Annotated in this window: 14 protein-coding genes and 7 pseudogenes; 9 read left to right on the top strand and 12 right to left on the bottom strand. The window is 67.5% G+C overall.

Going from position 1 to position 17151, the window contains the following annotated elements; all coding sequences use genetic code 11:
• Positions 1 to 57 precede the first annotated feature (57 nt).
• From IPK20_18615 to IPK20_18585, 7 genes and pseudogenes are all read right to left on the bottom strand, one after another.
• Positions 58 to 804 (bottom strand): cbb3-type cytochrome c oxidase subunit I, encoded by a 747-nt coding sequence (locus IPK20_18615; GenBank protein MBK8018525.1) that lies wholly within the window; start codon positions 802 to 804, stop codon positions 58 to 60.
• Positions 771 to 947, bottom strand: a complete 177-nt coding sequence (locus IPK20_18610) for a hypothetical protein (GenBank protein ID MBK8018524.1) — start codon at positions 945 to 947, stop codon at positions 771 to 773. Before IPK20_18610 ends, IPK20_18615 begins: the two co-directional genes overlap by 34 nt.
• A 139-nt stretch (positions 948 to 1086) precedes the next feature.
• A complete protein-coding gene (locus tag IPK20_18605) occupies positions 1087 to 1770 on the bottom strand; it encodes a cbb3-type cytochrome c oxidase subunit I (protein ID MBK8018523.1) in 684 nt (227 codons plus the stop codon).
• Positions 1771 to 1894: 124 nt separating this feature from the next.
• Positions 1895 to 2209, bottom strand: a pseudogene (locus IPK20_18600) (c-type cytochrome).
• Between the two features lie 714 nt (positions 2210 to 2923).
• The gene (locus IPK20_18595; protein ID MBK8018522.1) at positions 2924 to 4183 is read right to left on the bottom strand and encodes a c-type cytochrome; all 1260 of its coding nucleotides are present in this window, start codon (positions 4181 to 4183) and stop codon (positions 2924 to 2926) included.
• Between the two features lie 3 nt (positions 4184 to 4186).
• Positions 4187 to 4417, bottom strand: a complete 231-nt coding sequence (locus tag IPK20_18590; protein ID MBK8018521.1) for a hypothetical protein — start codon at positions 4415 to 4417, stop codon at positions 4187 to 4189.
• Between the two features lie 109 nt (positions 4418 to 4526).
• Positions 4527 to 7256: a PAS domain S-box protein gene (locus tag IPK20_18585; GenBank protein MBK8018520.1), complete on the bottom strand. Its 2730-nt coding sequence runs from the start codon at positions 7254 to 7256 to the stop codon at positions 4527 to 4529.
• A 56-nt stretch (positions 7257 to 7312) separates the two neighbouring features.
• Between IPK20_18585 and IPK20_18580 the strand changes: the two genes are divergently transcribed.
• The 3 genes and pseudogenes from IPK20_18580 (at position 7313) to IPK20_18570 (ending at position 8902) form a co-directional block, all read left to right on the top strand.
• Positions 7313 to 7459: a hypothetical protein gene (locus IPK20_18580; protein ID MBK8018519.1), complete on the top strand. Its 147-nt coding sequence runs from the start codon at positions 7313 to 7315 to the stop codon at positions 7457 to 7459.
• Positions 7460 to 7805: 346 nt separating this feature from the next.
• Positions 7806 to 8288 carry a pyridoxamine 5'-phosphate oxidase family protein gene (locus tag IPK20_18575; GenBank protein ID MBK8018518.1) on the top strand — a complete coding sequence of 161 codons (483 nt, stop codon included), beginning with the start codon at positions 7806 to 7808 and terminating at the stop codon, positions 8286 to 8288.
• A gap of 129 nt (positions 8289 to 8417) precedes the next feature.
• Positions 8418 to 8902: pseudogene (locus tag IPK20_18570) on the top strand (bacterioferritin).
• A gap of 14 nt (positions 8903 to 8916) precedes the next feature.
• Here the strand turns inward: IPK20_18570 and IPK20_18565 are convergent.
• From IPK20_18565 to IPK20_18545, 5 genes and pseudogenes are all read right to left on the bottom strand, one after another.
• Positions 8917 to 9672 (bottom strand): hypothetical protein, encoded by a 756-nt coding sequence (locus tag IPK20_18565; protein ID MBK8018517.1) that lies wholly within the window; start codon positions 9670 to 9672, stop codon positions 8917 to 8919.
• A gap of 787 nt (positions 9673 to 10459) precedes the next feature.
• A pseudogene (locus IPK20_18560) lies at positions 10460 to 11019 on the bottom strand (DNA-deoxyinosine glycosylase).
• Positions 11020 to 11202: 183 nt separating this feature from the next.
• Positions 11203 to 11820, bottom strand: a pseudogene (locus IPK20_18555) (outer membrane beta-barrel protein).
• Between the two features lie 129 nt (positions 11821 to 11949).
• Positions 11950 to 12470: pseudogene (locus IPK20_18550) on the bottom strand (DUF2231 domain-containing protein).
• Positions 12471 to 12549: 79 nt separating this feature from the next.
• A pseudogene (locus tag IPK20_18545) lies at positions 12550 to 13960 on the bottom strand (sigma-54-dependent Fis family transcriptional regulator).
• Between the two features lie 119 nt (positions 13961 to 14079).
• Between IPK20_18545 and IPK20_18540 the strand changes: the two are divergent.
• From IPK20_18540 to IPK20_18515, 6 genes and pseudogenes are all read left to right on the top strand, one after another.
• Positions 14080 to 14669: pseudogene (locus tag IPK20_18540) on the top strand (cysteine hydrolase).
• 67 nt (positions 14670 to 14736) lie between these two features.
• Positions 14737 to 15009, top strand: a complete 273-nt coding sequence (locus tag IPK20_18535) for a GlsB/YeaQ/YmgE family stress response membrane protein (protein MBK8018516.1) — start codon at positions 14737 to 14739, stop codon at positions 15007 to 15009.
• Positions 15010 to 15122: 113 nt separating this feature from the next.
• Positions 15123 to 15488, top strand: a complete 366-nt coding sequence (locus tag IPK20_18530) for a hypothetical protein (GenBank protein MBK8018515.1) — start codon at positions 15123 to 15125, stop codon at positions 15486 to 15488.
• A gap of 4 nt (positions 15489 to 15492) precedes the next feature.
• Entirely contained in the window at positions 15493 to 16014 is a 522-nt protein-coding gene (locus tag IPK20_18525) for a phage holin family protein (GenBank protein ID MBK8018514.1), read from the top strand.
• 10 nt (positions 16015 to 16024) lie between these two features.
• Positions 16025 to 16513 (top strand): hypothetical protein, encoded by a 489-nt coding sequence (locus tag IPK20_18520; GenBank protein ID MBK8018513.1) that lies wholly within the window; start codon positions 16025 to 16027, stop codon positions 16511 to 16513.
• The gene (locus IPK20_18515; protein ID MBK8018512.1) at positions 16510 to 17043 is read left to right on the top strand and encodes a DUF421 domain-containing protein; all 534 of its coding nucleotides are present in this window, start codon (positions 16510 to 16512) and stop codon (positions 17041 to 17043) included. Before IPK20_18520 ends, IPK20_18515 begins: the two co-directional genes overlap by 4 nt.
• The last annotated feature ends 108 nt before the right edge of the window (positions 17044 to 17151 follow it).

Raw genomic sequence — 17151 nt, 5'->3', positions numbered from 1 at the left:
CCGGGCCGCGACAGCGGAGGTGACGAGCGATTCCCGCTGGCCCGTGGGGTGCATCGTTCAGCAGATGTTCGCCGCGCTCCACCTCGCCGGGGAGTCCGGGCGATCCCAGAGCGGGTAGCGTTCGCCGATCCGCGGGAATGCTGCGAACGCCATATAGTTCCCGCCGGGGGAGCCATTCGAGGGTGCCTGCCCTGCCACGGGTTCCCTGCCGTCTGCAGTGCGATTCGCCGCGCCGGGACGAGGCGAAGTAGCGCCAGATCCAGAAGCACGAGGCCCACGCCCAGCGCGAACACGAAGGCGCCGACGGTGGAAAGAAGATTCAGGGCGTCCCAGCCCAGCCCGGAGATAGGTGTGCACCTGACGCGGCATGCCCAGCAATCCGGTCAGGTGCATGGGCAGGAACGTCACGGTGATGCCTGCGAACGTGGTGGCGCAAGCCCAGCGTCCGAGCCGTTCCGAAAGCGGCCGTCTCGAGGCCAGCGGCGCCCAGTAGTAAAGACCCGCGAATAGCGGAAAGACCATTCCTCCGATCAGCACGTAGTGCAGATGCGCCACCACGAAGTACGTGTCGTGCGCCTGCCAGTCGAAGGGCACCACGGCCAGCATCACGCCCGTCAATCCGCCCGAGGAGAAACGTGGCGAGGAAACTCCGCCACGAACCACGCAGGCACGGACCATCGGATGCGCCCCCGCCACAGGGTCGCGATCCAGGCGAAGAACTGGACGGCCGCGGGAAGCGCCACCGCGAGCGCTCGCGGCCGACACCAGGATCAGCGCGATGCGCGACACGCCTGCGGAGAACATGGATGCGCCCACAACGTGAGACTCAGCACTCCCACGCCGATGATCGAGGCGACCACGGCCCGGTAGCCCTCGAGCGGCGTGCGGCGACGGTCGGCACGATCATCGACAACGATGCCGGCCGCAAGCAGGAAGATGATGTACACCTCGGGATGCCCGAAGAGCCAGAAGAGGTGCCGCCAACAGCGGATCGCCGCCCTGTGACGGCACGAAGAACGGCCATCCGAACGCGCGGTTCCAGTTCCAGCAGCGTCGCCGCGATGATGGACGGAAAGGCGATGACGATCATGCCGGCCGTGACCAGCATGGCCCAGGTGAAGACCGGCATGTCCGCTGAGCCGCATGCCCGGCGCGCGTATGCGCAGGATGCCGACCAGCAGTTCCACTGCGCCGGCGATTGCCGAGATCTCGATGAACCCGATGCCCAGCAGCCAGAGGTCGGCCCCCGGCCCGGGCGAGAACGCCGGAACCCGAGAGTGGCGGGTACATGAACCGGCCGCCGTCGGGTGGCACGGCGAAGAGCAGCGTGCAGAGGAACGCCGTCCCGCCGAAGGCGTAGGCCCAGAACGAATAGGCGGACAGACGCGGAAAGGGCAGATCGCGCGCTCCCAGCATGCCGGGGAGCAGGTAGACCGCCGCCGCCTCCACGGCCGGCACCGCAAACAGGAACATCATCACGGTGCCGTGCATCGTGAAGAGCCGGTTGTAGGTTTGCGGGCTGACCAGATCGTTCAGAGGCACGGCGAGCTGCGAGCGCATCACCAGCGCGAGAATGCCGGCCAGCACCATGAAGCCGATCGCCGCGCCGAGATACCACAGGCCCACGTACGTGTTGTTCACCGCGAAGATCACGCGCCATCCGCGCGGCGGCGCCCAGACGCGCTCGAGGTTCGCGAGCCCCTCTTCTGCTGCGAGGGATTCGCTGCGAGGCTCGCGCACACCGCGGGAGTCTGTGTCCTCCGGCGTCATCGCAGGCCCGACAGGTAGGCGGTGATGGCGCGGAGTTCGCGCCCGGCAAGGAAGGGCCGGCGCCATGGTTGCCCGGCTTGAGCGATTGCGGGTCCGCAATCCAGCCGGCCAAGGCGCCGGGCTGGTTCGGAAGCGTGCCGGCGGCGAGGAACGCACGGCTTCCGACGTGGGTGAGGTCCGGCCCGGAATCGCCGTTCGCGCCCGTGCCGCGCACGCGATGACAGGCTGCGCAGGGGCCATCGACGAACAACCTCCGGCCTTCCATCGCGAGCGGATCGACAGGGACGAGCGCGTCCGCGCGCTGATTCTCCAGCCAGCGGTCGAAGGACGCCGGCGGCATCACTTCCACGTGCAACGCCATCATCCCGTGCGGGCCGCCGCAGAACTCCGCGCACGGCCCCCGGTACACGCCGGGCCGTTGCGGATTCACGTGGAGCATATGCGCGTGTCCCGGCACCGCATCCATCTTTCCGGCGAGAGACGGAATCCAGACGCTGTGGATCACATCGGCAGACGTGATCTCCAGTTGCACGCTCGCACCCGCAGGCAACCGCAATTCGTTGGCCAGCGTGACGGCGGCCTCTCCGCTCCCCGGCAGCGCCGGCGTGCCCACCGGTTGCGCAGCAGTGCACATCGCTCCTGTCGCTGGCCCCGAAACCGGGGCTGTCCCGGGAAGGTAGGCGACCCGCCACCACCACCGCCTGGCTTCCACCTGGATGCGCAGCACCGGGGACTCGCGCTGCGCCGACAAGGCATCCTGAAGCTGCAGGGACACGGCGAACAGCGCGATCAGCACGGCGGCCGGAACGCCCAGACCGCCGATGACGATCCAGCGCGACGCACGCAGTTCGGTCGCGTCGCAGGGCAGAGCGAGCCGCGAGGAACATCACCATTGCAAAGATCGCCAGCACGCCGGCCGTCATGCCCAGCGTGAGCCACCCCGTCCACTGCGCCTGCAGGCCCGCGGCGTCGAACGTGGAGAGGGACCCTGACCGGTGCTCAGGCCGACGTCGCCCCACGGGTCAGGACCGCAGCCTTGGGCAGGCACGCGCCCCTCGCGGGACAGATCCGCCGGCGTGGAAATTCCGCAGGCGGGGGTTCTCTTCCGGTGATGCACGCGGGAATCGCCATCATCGTCGTCTGTCTCCGTGGATCAGCGCAACGTGAGCAGGTAGGCTGCCATCGCGCGCGCTTCATCGGGCGGAACGTCAAGATCCGGCATCGCCGTATCCGGCAGGAACGCAGGCGCGTCGGCGATCCAGCGAGCGAGCGCCGTTGCCTCGTTGGGGATCCTTCCCGCGATGTAGGCGCGACGGCCGAATCCCGCCAGCGAGGGCCCCGCTGCGCCTGCCGCGCCCCGGACGCCGGGAATGGTGTGGCAGGCTCCGCAGGCAAAGGCCTCGATGGCGTCACGGCCGCGCGCCACCCCTGGATCGGGGGGCCGCTCGCCCCGCCACGCCATTGCAGGCACGCCGAGCACGACGAGGGCAAGCAGCGTGCGCAGGAGGATGTTCATCGCGGGGCCAGCAGGTAATCGGCCATCGCGCGCATCGCCCGGTGTGACGCCCAGATCGGGCATGAGCGTGCCGGGCCGGACTGCGGAGGGACGTTCGATCCAGCGCGCAAGATCGCCGGGACCCCGCATCGGCATGCCCGCCACGTATCGCCGGTCACGCATGCCGTCGAGCGATGGTCCCACATGGACGTCAGGGCCCACGACGCCGGGAATGCGATGACAGGAGGTGCACGCATACTGCGTGAACGCCGCTCGCACCGGGGCCTCCGGTCTCGTGGCGCGGGATTCGCAGGCGCTTTCGGGCACGGCCTCGCGCCATTCGCGCAGCCGCTCCGCCGTGACACCCGGCAGCGTACGCACGAAGTCCGTCACCGCCCACAGGGCCTCTTCCTCCAGGCGATAACGCCAGGCCGGCATGCCGGTCATCTTGAGACCGTGCGTGACGATCCAGTACAGCTCCTCCCGCGACCAGTCGTCCGCCGCCTGCACGAGCGACGCGGGCAGCGGAAGCAGTCCGCGCGCGAACGGCTCTGGCGCGATGCCCGGCGCGCCATGGCACTGGCTGCAATGATCGAGGAAGCACCGCATGCCCTGGTCCAGGCTTGCAGGCGTCGAAGCTCCGGGTGCTTTCACCGCACGTGCGTGCCGGCGCACCGAGGCATGCAATCCTGCTTCAAGGAGAAAGAACGTCGGGCGAAGATGCTGGCGCGTCGCCGACACATCGTAGAGACCCGCGTCGACGAGAAAGGCGGCAAGCCCCCCTGTGAGGCCGGCGAAGACCAGCCCTGCCCCGATGCGGCGGGAGATCGGCCCCGTGCAGACACGCGACTGGCGTGTGCCGGCCGGGCGGCGGGTCCTCGTGCCGTCGTCGGTCGAGTCTTCCGTACGGCCCTTCATCGTTCAGGATTCGTTGCGGCGCACGCCGCGGATGTTCATGGCCGCCAGCGCGAACTGCAGGACCACCAGCGCGTAGGCGTGTGCATGCCAGCCCCACACGATCCACGCCGCGTTGCTCGCGAGGAAACACCAGAAGCCGACAGCCCGCCGCCGCGGCGAACGCGAGCCGACAAGCCAGGCCGCCGCCACGGTCACCGCCATGGCCGGCCATTGCAGCAGATCGAGATAGGACATGGGCGGGTGCGTCCGGCGATCGGGAACGCCGCAAGCCGTGGACGGAACGCCACTGCGCTCCTGCCGTGCCTGCGGCACGCAGGCGCCGGCAACTGCTGTGCCGCCGGCGTCAGCCGGGCTTCGCGGCCTCCGCGATCAGCCCCTGCAGCACGTTGATGTCCACCGGTTTCACCAGATGGTGATCGAAGCCCGCTTCCCGTGCCAGCTGTGTATCGCGCTCCTGGCCCCAGCCGGTGAGCGCGACGAGCGTCACCGCCCGGCCGTCGTCACGGGAACGCAGCGACCGGGCGACCTCGTAGCCGTCGATGTCGGGCATGCCGATGTCCAGCAGCACCATGTCGGGCCTGAATCGGCCGAATCGCTCCAGAGCCTCGTGGCCGCCGCGTGCGACCGCCACCTCGACCCCCAGGACCTGCAGCACCATGCCGAGACTGTCGGCCGCATCCTCGTTGTCATCGACCACCATGACTCGCGGCACCCGAAGCGGCGCGTGCGCTGCGGCACCAGGACGGACTGCCTGGGCAGGCGGGAAGACTTGCCGTCCGCGGGGCATGCGAAGCGTGAACTCGCTGCCCCTGCCAGGCCCTTCGCTGAGCGCGGCGAGCGTCGCCCCGTGCATCTCCGCCAGCCTCCGGGCGATGGCGAGTCCGATGCCCAACCCGCCCTTGCCCCGGCCTGCGCCTCGATCGCCGCGCCTGAACATCTCGAACAGATGCGGCAGGGACTCGGGCGCGATGCCTGCGCCGTTGTCCCGGACGGTGATGGTCACGAAGCCGCCGTCAGGCCGTGCCTCGATGGCGATCCACCCGCCCGGGTCGGTGTACAGGGCGGCGTTGTTGAGCAGGTTGGCGAGAATCTGGGCAAGGCGAACCGGGTCCGCCTCCAGCCACACCGGTTCCGCGGGAAGATCCGCATGCAGCCGATGTCCCGCCCGCTCGATGAGCGGCATCGCCGTCTCCACGGCGCTCTGCACGACGGCGCTCAGTTCCACGCGCTCCGGCCGCAGCTCGAACGTACCGCGCGTGATCCGCGAGATCTCGAGCAGATCGTCGACCAGACGCACCATGTGCCGCACCTGCCGCTCCATCATGTCGAGCAGCGGAGCCGCCGCCGCTTCGTCCGCGCCCGAGCGGCGCAGCAGATGCAGCGAGTGACTGATCGGGGCCAGCGGATTGCGCAGTTCGTGCGCGAGCGTCGCGATGAACTCGTCCTTGCGCTTGTCCGTCTCCTCCAGCGCCGCCGCGGCCATGTGCACGTCGTGGATGTCGAACGTGCATCCGATGCAGCCCTGGAAGCCCTCCATCTCGCTGCGCCGGGCCACACCCACGGTCCGCACCCAGCGGTAGGCACCGTCGTGCCGGCGCAGCCGGCATTCCAGTTCCACCTGGCCGCCCCGTTCGACGCATTCCCGATAGCGTTGCGCGTGGAGCTCGCGGTCGTCCGGATGCACGTAATCGGACCAGGAAAGCGCGCGCGGGTCGGCAGTGGCCGGCAGTCCCAGGAACTGCAAGGTGGCACGGTTGGCGAAAATGCAACCGGTCGCGTCGTTCATCCACATCAGCACCGGTGCGCTGTCGGCGATCTGGCGGAAGCGCCGTTCGCTTTCGCGCAATGCCATCTCCGCGCGCTTGCGCTCCGTGATGTCGATGCCGATACCCACGCGCGTGCGGTTGGACAGCCGCACGCCGGCCCAGGAGGTGTGAACGACTCGCCCATCCCTCGCCCGCATTCGCAGATCCCGCCACACCGACCGGCGCGTCCGCATGAGCCCCACGGCTGCGGCCCGGTGTTCGGGGTCCGGCAGACACTGTTCCAGCAGCGAGACGCCCTCGGCATCCCGTTCGCCCCAGCCCAGCACCCGCTCGAATTCCGGGTTGAGGCGCACGGCGTGCCGTTCAGGCTCCTGGACGGCCACCATGACGGGAATGCGCGCGATGATGGCCTGGAGCATTTCCCGCTCATGCATCAGCGCGTCCTCGATGCGGCGCCGTTCGGTCACCTCGATGTGGACGACGATGGCACCGCCGAACTCGTCGGCTCCAGGCACCACGTGCATGCTGAACCAGAGCATCCGCTGTGGTGTCGCGCAGGCATATTCGGTGTGGAAGTAGTCGAGTTCTCCGGCCAGCACCTGCGCGATTCCGCGCAGCGCTTCCGCTGCCGACGTGTCGCCCGCGCGGCTGGCTTGCCGGCACACGGCCAGATAGTCCGCGCCTATGCCGGCGCGTTCCGGGGAGGCCACGCCGCAGGTCCGGGCGAACCGGCGCCACGGTTCGTTGATGGCCGCGATGCATCCGCGCCGGTCCAGCACCGCCACCTGTGCAGGCAGCGCATCGAGCACCGCACCCATGAACCGCTCGCTGTCGGCGATGGCCTGTTCCGCCCGCGCACGCTCGGAGATATCCACGAAGACGCCCACGCAGCCGCGCACGGCGCCATCGGCATGCAGCAGCGGCACGGCATACTCGTAGAGTCTCACGGCCTCGCCATCTTGGAATCGCACGTCCACCTCGATGGGGCCGATGGGAACGCCCTCGCGCGCGGCACGCTGCATCGGAAGTTCGTTCCCGGCCAGTTCCCGGCCCTGGGCGAATACGCGGAACGGCAGCCTGTCCGCCCCCGCGCCGGTCTTGGACGCGTTGCCGTCCCGTGGCAAGCGGAGCAGCGCGGCCCCCGCCTCGTTCATCGTGATCTCGGTGCATTGCGGATCGCGGGCCACGAACACGCCGACGGGGAGCGCCTGCAGCAGCGTCTCCAGTTCGTCCACCCGGTCGCGCATCTGCAACGCGAGCGCTTCGATCGTCCCGCGCGAACGCTTCGCTTCGTCGATGTCCTGCACGCAGCACTCGGCGCCGCCACCTGTCCGTCGTCATCGCGCAGGAGCGACACGGACAGATGAACCCACCGCTGAGAACCATCGTCGTCCCGGTGCAGGAAATCCTCCTCGGCCGCGATGCCGTCCTGCAGCGCCCGGGACAACGGATGGCGTCCGGGCGCGAGCGGCAGACCGTTCCGGTCGTAGCCCTGCCAGCGGCCCGATGACAGATCTTCCAGATCGGGGCATGCCGTGCCGGCGAGTCTGCGCATGTGCGCGTTGGCCATCCTGCATCGCCCGTCACGGTTCATGACGGCAATACCGACAGGCAACCGGTCCATCACCTCCAGCATGGCGGCGGAGGCACTGTCCGACCAGCGTCATCCCTGTCATTCATCGAAGGTCACCGGTCGCATGAATCATCTGTGCTGCTGCTTACCCGATGAAGCCGGTTTGCGCAACGAATTCCGCGACACGCTGGCGTCCCGGCGGAGTCGCGGCACACCCGTGCCCGGCAGGCAGGGTCCCCGTCGCCGCCCCTCTGCCGTGGCGCAACACCGCCAGGAGGAACTCATGGACAAACGCGACCATCTCATCGGCATGCTGCAGGACTTCGAGACGGCCATGCTCTTCACACGCAGCGCCAGGGGCATGCTGTGCGGCCGGCCCATGGCGCTGGCCGAAGTGCAGGACGACGGAACGCTCTACTTCTGCACCGATCTGGACGCGGCCAAGGTGCGCGAGCTGACCGCGGATCCTCATGCCGCGGTGGCGGTGCAGGAGAAGGACCGGTTCGCGTCGCTGTCCGGATTCGCCCGCATCGACACGGACCGCGAACGCATCGACCGGCTGTGGAAGGACAGCTGGAAGCTCTGGTTTCCGCGGGGCAAGGATGATCCGGATCTGTGCCTCATCCAGTTCGGACCCCACCCGAAGGCGAGAGTATCGGGGATACAGCGGCTCGCGCGGACTGCGCTTCGTCGTCCGCGCGGCCAAGGCGTATCTGGAAGGTGCCCGGGGAACACGACGAGGACCAGAACGCGCAGGTTTAGCTGAACGACGGACGCGCGGGCGCGCGATTGCCGCCTGCGATGCGCTGAACATTCCAACGAGACGCCGTGGAGAATTTCAACACCGTCTTCCTGAGCGACGTCAGAGACGTTGCGCCGTCGCGCCCGCGAACACATGGAACAGGGGCCGTGACCGAGGCTACGGCGCCGATGTCGAGCAGGTGGTCAAGCTGCTGAACGAGGCCCTGGCCACCGAGATCATCTGCGTGCTGCGTTACAAGCGGCACTACTTCATGGCCAAGGGAATCCATGCGGAACCCGTCGCAGCGGAATTCCTGGAGCACGCGAACGAGGAGCAGCAGCACGCCGACCTCATCGCCAGCCGGATCGTGCAACTGGGCGGAGAACCCGACTTCTCGCCCGATGGCCTCGCCATGCGCAGCCATTCCGAGTATGTGGAGGGCGGTTCCCTCATCGACATGATTCGCGAAGATCTGGTCGCGGAAACGCGTCGCCATAGAGAGCTATCTCGAAATGATCGCGTACCTCAAGGACCGCGATCCCACCACGCGCAGGATGCTCGAGGAGGTGCTCGCACGGGAAGAGGAGCACGCCGAGGACCTGAGTTCGCTGCTGGAAGGGCTCGGCAACACACGCTGAACCCCACGGCATCTTCAATCAACCAACAGGCGAGTCCACCGATCATGCCCCGTCCGATCAAGGAACCCGAACAGCCGCCTCCCCCCATCGACGATCCGGATCCGGTGCCCGAAGACGATGCCGATCTGCCGCCCGCGGACCAGCCACATCCGTTCCCGCCGGTGACGCCGGTGGTCGCCCGTTCGTGGACTGCGGCTGTCCGGGCCGGACAGCGTCACCAGATGTCGCCCGACGCGGCGCAGCCGCTCGACGGCCGTCTGGCGCTGTCGCGGCGTGAGCGTGCCTGAAAGCTGCACCAGTGTGCGGGCGAATTCCCGGTCGTAGGCTCTCAAGGCCGAGCGGTAGGCGGCATCGGGCGACGTCGACGGTGTGCTCAGCAAGGCCAGGAGCGCGGCGGATCGCAGGGGCCCATCGGACCCACGGGTCACGCTGTCCACGAATGCGCGCTGGAGCTTCTTCCGTTCCGCGAGCCGCACCGACGGGAATCCCGCCGTACGGCGGTTGAGGTCGGCGATCAGCGCTTCCTGGGTGTCGTTCAAGGGGCCCGTCCATCGCTCCAGATGATCCTTGACGCGCTCGGTACGTTCGCGAAACGGCCGCGCTCGCGTCTGGCGCAGGAGGTCCCGCTGGAACCGTTCATTTCTGAGAACCGCGTCGAGATCTGTCCGCCTGACGGGTGTGAGCGTGCGGGTGACCGGATCGAGTGCGCTCACCAGTCGGGTCGACGTCGACGCCAGATGCCGCCGCGCTTCTTCCAGGAACATGTGCACGTCGGCCTCTCGTGACACCCGCCCACGCGGGATCGGCGACCCGTTCGAGCATCCGCGCGTAGGACGGCAGTTCCTGCGCCCGGTGCCAGTCGTGCACCCGGTCCAGTATCGGTTCGAGCGAATCTTCCTGGGTGGAGGTGAGATCGACATACTGACCGATGCGCTGCTCAAGCAACCAGGGGGACCGGTCGTACGTCCACTCCACCGCCTTGTCGGATATCGACACGCAAGAACTCAGCGAAAGGCAGGCAATCAATACCCATGCGCGGATCGTTCCCGCGGCGGGGATGGCGCGTTCCCGCGGGAAGTGGCGGTACGATCGGCATTCATTTTTCATGCGCGGGCATTCCTCGTGTTGCGGCCGGCCGGAAGGATCGGGATGACCCGTTCCATCGGCACACGGCTCTCCCGCTGCCCGCCTCCTACAGGAGATGTTTCAGCCATGAATCGGCATCACCGCAGTGGTTGGGCCGTCGGGGCGTTGGTGCTGTCGCTTGCCGGTCTGCAAGGCCCGGCAAACGCCGGGGCCGCCAATGCATTCGTCGCCATGGGCCCGGATCCGGGCGGCAAGCGCGGCACGGCGTTCGATCCGGACTCGATCCGCACCGATCATCCTGACCTGGTGAACCGCCCATCGATCCGGCCACCCGCGGTCCGGTGGTCAACGGCGCGCGCCCTCCGGACGCGGGAAAGCCGCCCGCCAAGGAAGAGGACCGGCCGGAGGCAGAATCCCGGACCCGGCGGTAACGCTGCCGGATCGCAGGCAGAACCTCTGCGTCGCTGCGCCTCACTCCACCAGCTTGACGTCCGGATGAATGAACCGCCATGCATCGCGCTTGGTCTCGAAATCGAGCGCGATGTTGGCAGGGCTCGTGGACGGCAGACGGAGAAGCTCGAGATCGCGGGCGGCAGGCAGGTCGTGAAAACCGAAGCGCCGGTAGAGCATCTCCGCTTTCCACCCCGTTGAAGCAGATGCGCCGTATCTGGCGATGCCTCGAGAGAAAGGTGGCGATGATAGTTCGGCACGACGCTGGCGGGTTCGATGTGGGTGTCCAGGCTGGACTTGCGCTTGCACGAGCGCAGGACGTCCCACAACGCCACTCCCGCTGTCATCACGGACGCCACGCGCGTGCCGTAGTCGGAGCCCGCGTCAAAGCCGAGCCAGAATCCGGCCATGGTCCAGAACAGGTTTCGGGGATGCGCGTAGTAACGCCGGATTCTGAGCGAAGCGATCCCCGGCATGCTGCCCAGCACGAGAACGCGCGACCCCGGCCGTTCGATCGGAGGGAATCCGTGAACGAGCAGGGAAGCGTCTCCGGGATAGTCCTCGCCGTCGCGATCAGCCATGCCACGCCCGTAGGTTCGCGGATCTCCGCGGCCGGACCCGGGGGATGCGGCCGTGTGGCAATAAGAAACCTCTTCCCCGCCGGGGTTCCCGGGAAGAAGAGGCATCGAACCGCCGGGGTGCGTCAGTACTTGTAGACGACGCCCAGCGAGTAGAGCGAAAACGTTCTCGCGTCCGGAGGCGAAGGTCAGGCGGTAGACGTCCCAGTCGCCACGGATGGCCAGCTTGCGAGTCACGTCGAACTGGGCGCCGAGCCCGTAGCTGATGTCGAGATCCGCATTCTTTCCGGTCGCCACGCCCGCGATGGGCGAGCTCTGGTGCGTCCAGCCGTACACGCCACCGAGCTTCGCAAACACGTTGACCGGACCCATGGGTGCGTTGGCGACAAGACCGAGGTCAAGGCCGTGCCCCAGGTGTCGCCGTTGTTGCGTCCCACCGTTCCTGAGAAGAGAGATCCACTTGCACGACAGTTCGAGCCCCAGCATCCGGTTGAGCCGTCCGCCCCCGTATACCTTGAAGCCGAAATTGTTCCCTTCGCAGGACGTGCCGGGAGCACACCCGCCCAGGTCGTAGTCGGAGCTGCCGAAATTGGCGCCGAAGTAGCCGTACGAGGTGTACGGCAGCCAGCCCTTCGGCCGGGAGTCGCCGTCCGCATCGTCCCATCGTCCATGACGGGACGACGATGAATCCATCGAGGTGCTGCTGGAATCCGATGAAGTGGTGGTGGAATCCTGGGACCACACGTATGTGCTCGCCCCAAGGGCGACAGCGCCGAGCGCCGCGCAGATCAATGATGCTTTCATGAAGAGACTCCTTCGTATTGGCGGTTGGGGCACACTGAGCGGCGGGGGGAACGATCGCCGATCCCCGTGCCCCTCAATGCGTGCGGGACGAACTGGGCAACCGGTATTCCCGCAGACAGCGGTCTTCGATCAGTCGGGGAAGGTGCGTGGATCGGACGTGTCCATCCGGCGCTCCCGCGGCTCGCCCTCGAGAGAGCTGGGTGCGTTGACGTTCGCGGTGTCGGAGACGCCGATGCCAAGGCGCGATACAAGCTCGCCGCCGAGCCACGCGGTGACGACGGCGAGCGACGCGCCGGCGAACGACAACGTCAGCGCGAGATCGCTGGGCACCACCGTGGCGGCCGGGCGCAGGGCCCAGCTGCCGGCGAACAGCAGCACCACCGCGGCGTTGCCCGCGCCGTGCACCGCACCGATCCTGCGGGCTCGCGTGCCCCGGGGCACCGCCATGAGGTCCACGGCGCCGAACGGGGCGGCCACCAGGGCGCCGATGACCCCGGCCGCGATCATGTAGTAGGCCGCGATGGACCACTGCATGTTGCGGGTGGCAAGGTGGATGAGATCGAAGACGACGGCCGTCGCGAGCAGACTGAGCGGAAGACGACGAGCATCGGATGGACCGGATGCCCGAGAATCTTTGCCTTGCTTTCCATTTGACCGGCTCCACGACGAATCAGGAGCCGGCAACGCGGCAATCGAGGGACCAGCCGCGATCTTCCCGCGGCCGGAAGATCAGCGGATCAGCGGCTCTCCGTTGCTCGCATCCCCGTAGGAATCGGCGTCCGGCCGGTCGCTGGAGTACTCCTTCAACCGGTTGTAGAGCGTCTTGAGACTGACACGGAGCACGGCTGCCGTGCGTTCCTTGTGATTGTTGTAGTGGCGCAGCGTCGCGAGGATGAGCTCCCGCTCCGCATCGGCCATGGAAGTTCCGATGGGGACCGTGATGGACGCCTGCGACGGCGAGTGCGATGGAGCTGCCGGGGACGCCGGCGGCTCCACGAACAGCCAGGTGTCGTCGATGGTGTCGCCTTCGGCCATGACGAAGGCCCGCTGCACCACGTTGCGCAATTCCCTCACGTTGCCGGGCCAGTGATAGCGGGACAGCAACGCGGCCGCTCCAGGCGTGAACTTCTTCTGCACGCCTTCCTCCGCGCAGATGTCGTTGAGGAAATGCTGCGCGAGCAGGGGAATGTCCTCCAGCCTGTCCCGCAACGGCGGCACGGGAATGGGGAACACGTCCAGGCGATACATGAGGTCCGCCCGCATGCGTCCTGCCGCGACCGCCTCCACCGGCTTGCGGTTGGTGGCGGCGATGATGCGCACGTCCGTGGGCCGTTCCTGCGTCGAACCCACTCGCATGAACATGCCGGTTTCCAGCACGCGCAGGAGCTTCACCTGCAATTCCGGGAGTATCTCCGTCACTTCGTCGAGAAACAGCGTGCCTCCATGGGCGCGCTCGAAGAAGCCCTGATGTTGCCGGTCGGCCCCGTGAAGCTGCCCTTCGTGGCCGAAGATCTCGCTTTCGATGAGATTGGGTGAGATGGCGCCGCAGTTGACGGCCAGGAACGCTTGCTTGCGCCGTCGGCTCAGGTCGTGAATGGTTCTGGCGACGAGTTCCTTGCCCGTTCCACTCTCCCCGGTGATGAGCACGGTGATCGCCGTGCCGGCCACCCGCGAGATCTGTTCGTACACACGCTTCATCGTCTGCGACCGGCCCCACAGGTGGCCGAAGTGTCCGGACCGTTCCGACTCCGCCGAGAGCGAGTTGATCTCCGCCTTGAGCACGGACGGCGGCATGACTCTGGAGAGGATGCCCTGGAGCTGCTTTGGGACTGATCGGCTTGACGACATAGTCGCTCACACCCAGCCGGAGAGCCTCGATGGACGTCTCGAGCGACGCGTGTCCGGTGATGAGGACGACCTCGCAGTCGCGCAGCGCCTCGTTCTCCTTCAGCAGATCCATGCCGTCTCCGTCGGGCAGCACGAGATCCAGCAACAGAACGTCCGGCTTCTGCATCGCGATCTGCCGGCGCGCATCACGGAGACTCCCCGCATTCGCGACCGTGAAACCCTCGGCGGCAATCAGTGTCGCCATCATGTTGGCGGTGTCCACTTCGTCGTCGACGATCAATACGTGCTTCATGAGTTGCTTCCTCTGGTCAGACGGCCGGCTTGTGGCCACCGCCCGGAATGGGACTTGCCATGCGGTTTCCCTGGGCCGCCTCCGGCGCGGCCGCACTTCATGGAGCCGATGCGTCGATCATGCTGGCCGCCCCTCCTCTGCGCCCTCGAAGTGATGTAGGCACCGCTCACGAACAGCTCGCCGAGAGCCGGATCGTGCTGTTGCTGGTGGACTTCATCAACCCGTTGCAATTTGCAGGTGCGGACCGTCTCGCCACGGAGGCAGTGGCGGCGGCGGTGCGGCTCTTCGCCTGAAACACGCCCTCATGCGGGAGCGCTTTTCCACGGTCTACGCGAATGACAACTACGGCATCTGGCAATCGGAGTTTTCCGATGTACTACGACGTTGTACAGGAATGCAAGGCCCGCCGGGAGAAATTGCGCGGATGCTCGCCCCGGAGGGACCCGAACTGACGATTCTCAAGCCACGACACAGCGCGTTCTACGGCACGCCCCTGGATCTTCTGCTCACGCAACTGCACGCACAGGAGCTGATCCTCACCGGCCTCACCGCCGACATCTGCGTGCAGCTCACGGCCATGGACGCCTACATCAGGGGCTACCGCATCCGCGTCCCCGCCAACTGCACGGCCGCGGAGTCGCCGGAGCGCAAGGAGGCCGCGCTCGACTACATGGGACGGGTGCTCAAGTGCGACACGGCGCCATTGTGAACGGGCACCCCGATTGCCCCCACCGGCCCAGGCAACGTGTCCAGTCAAACGAAGGAGGTCGGGGATCATGGTCAATTTCATCGTGTGGTTGGTGGTCGGGGGTCTCATCGGCTGGGTGGCGAGCATGATCATGCGCACGGACGGACAGCAGGGAGTGTTCCTCAATGTCGTCGTGGGCATCGTCGGTGCGGCCATCGCAGGATGGGTCATATCGCCCCTGGTGGGTGTACCCACCATCAACCAGAACGCATTCAGCATGGGCGCACTCGTGGTGTCGCTGCTCGGCGCCATCGTCTTGCTCGCGGTTGTCAACATGTTCCGCCGTGGCAAGGCGCGATGAGCGCACGGCGCATCCGGTAATTGTTCCAGGGAGGCGCGCCAGCACGGTTGCGGCCGTAGCCGAAACGCGCTTCCGGGTTCGATCGTTCAATTTCTTTCGTTAAGGAGAACAGCATGGCCACTCCCTCCACTTCTTCCATGACCGATTCGCCCTATCCGACGTCCAATCAGGAAGTGCCTTCGAACAGCGGCAACGGCAGTGGTTCCTCGCCATCTGCCATGCAACGTGCGGTGCAGGGCGCCCACGCAGCTGTCGACAACGTCGCCCGGCGGATCGAGACCGCAGTCGATCGCGTCAAGTCGGGCGCCCAGAGCACCGCGCAGACCGTGCAGGAAGGCGCAGGCGAGATCGCCGAAATGGAACGCGAGATGCTGGAATCGGTGCGCTCCACCGTTCGCGCGCATCCGCTCCTCACCATCGGACTGGCGGTGGCGGCGGGCATGCTCCTGAGCAGGCTCATCGCGTCGTCATCCCGCTGAAGGCATGGAAACACCGACCCCTTCGCCCGCCTCCGCGGCGGATCCCCGCGCCAGCGAGTCTCGTGCGGGAGCGGCGTCCGGCGGCGGCACGGCGTCGGACGGCGCCTCGCCCGGGCTCTCGGGCCTGGTCCAGCAACTGCTGGGCGAGCTGCCGGGCCTCGTGTCGGACCGCGTCCACCTGCTGGCCCTGGAACTGCGGCGGGCCGCCATCGCGCTCGCATGGCTCGGCATGCTGGTCGTGGCCTCCGGTGTACTCCTCTGCACGGCATGGCTGGCGATATGGGCGGGCATCGGCTGGCTCCTGCTCCAGGCGGGAGCGAGCCCTGGCGGGGTCTGTCTCCTGATCGTTGCCGCCAACCTTCTCACCACGGCTCTCCTGGCGGGCCTCGCAAAGCGGCTTGCCCGGCACGTCAATCTTTCCGCGACGATGCGGCGCCTCACGCTGGCGCCTTCCATCGAACCGCAACGGCCCGCGACGGAAGCCGCCGTGCCGGCTGGCGCGGCGGGCGCCCGAGCGGCCTCGTGAGGCTCGTCCGGTGACTGCCCCCCGCGCGATCGTGCCAGCGCGCCCCCGCGGACTGGCCTCCTGGTGGCCCGGCGCCGTGGACTCCGGCGCCGCCGCCGCAGAAATCGCGGTGATCGAGCGGGACGAACGCGTGCGCCGGCTCGCAGGATTGCTTCTCCCCACTGCGCGCCGGAGCGTGCGTCGACGTCTGCGGACGATCGCCTTCGGTGCCGCCCTCGCCGCCGCGGGCGGCCTGGGGGCGTGGTACTTGTGGCACCGACACCGGCGTTCGGACCGGTCGCCAGCGGGCAAGGATCCGGCAGGAGGCACGCCAGGCCGCAGGCGCCCGCGGGCGCAACGGAGCCCCTGGTACTCCACGCTGCCATGGCACTGGCTTGCGTTGCGCGCGTGGATGGTGTTGCCGCAACGTTTCCACGGCGTGCTGAAGGACCGGTTGGCGGTCCTGGGCATCTCCGCGGCCGGTCCGGTGCTGGTGCGTCTTTTCCGTCGTGACCGATGACCGGCAGCTGGACTCAGCTCTTCGCGGTGACCCTGCCGCCCTGGGAACTGATGATCCGCGGCACGGTGATGTACTGGGTTCTCTTCGTGCTCTTCCGTTTCCTGCTTCGCCGGGACGTGGGATCCATCGCGATCGCGGACGTGCTGCTCCTCGTGCTCATCGCCGACGCTTCCCAGAATGCGATGGCGGGCGGCTACGAATCGATCACGTACGGCATCGTCCTCGTGGGCACGATCGGCGGCTGGAACCTGCTGCTGGACTGGCTCGCATTCCGTTTTCCCGCGGTGCGGCGAATCCTCGAACCTGCGCCCTTGCCCCTGGTTCGCGACGGACGCCTGCTGCGGCAGAACATGAGACGCGAACTGGTCAGCGTCGACGAACTCAATGCGCAACTGCGTCAGCAGGGCGTGGACGAGTACGCGGACATCAAGGTGGCGATCATGGAGAGCGACGGCACCGTGAGCGTGATCAAGAAGCAGGACGACGGGTCCGGCAAACGGGGCCGGAGTGCCCGCGAAAGAGTCGTCTAGCCAGGGCCCCCGTTCCGGCAGCCGTGTGTCGTGTGTCTCCCGCTTCCCCTGGGCTTGCCGTGCGATCCGCAGGGCCTGATCGCACCCTGCCCGCCGTTCGCTCTCAGC

The sequence above is a fragment of the Betaproteobacteria bacterium genome, assembly GCA_016713305.1.
Taxonomy (GTDB): Bacteria; Pseudomonadota; Gammaproteobacteria; order Burkholderiales.
Note: the sequence above shows the minus strand (reverse complement) of the source record. Positions and strands in the feature narration are given on the sequence as shown.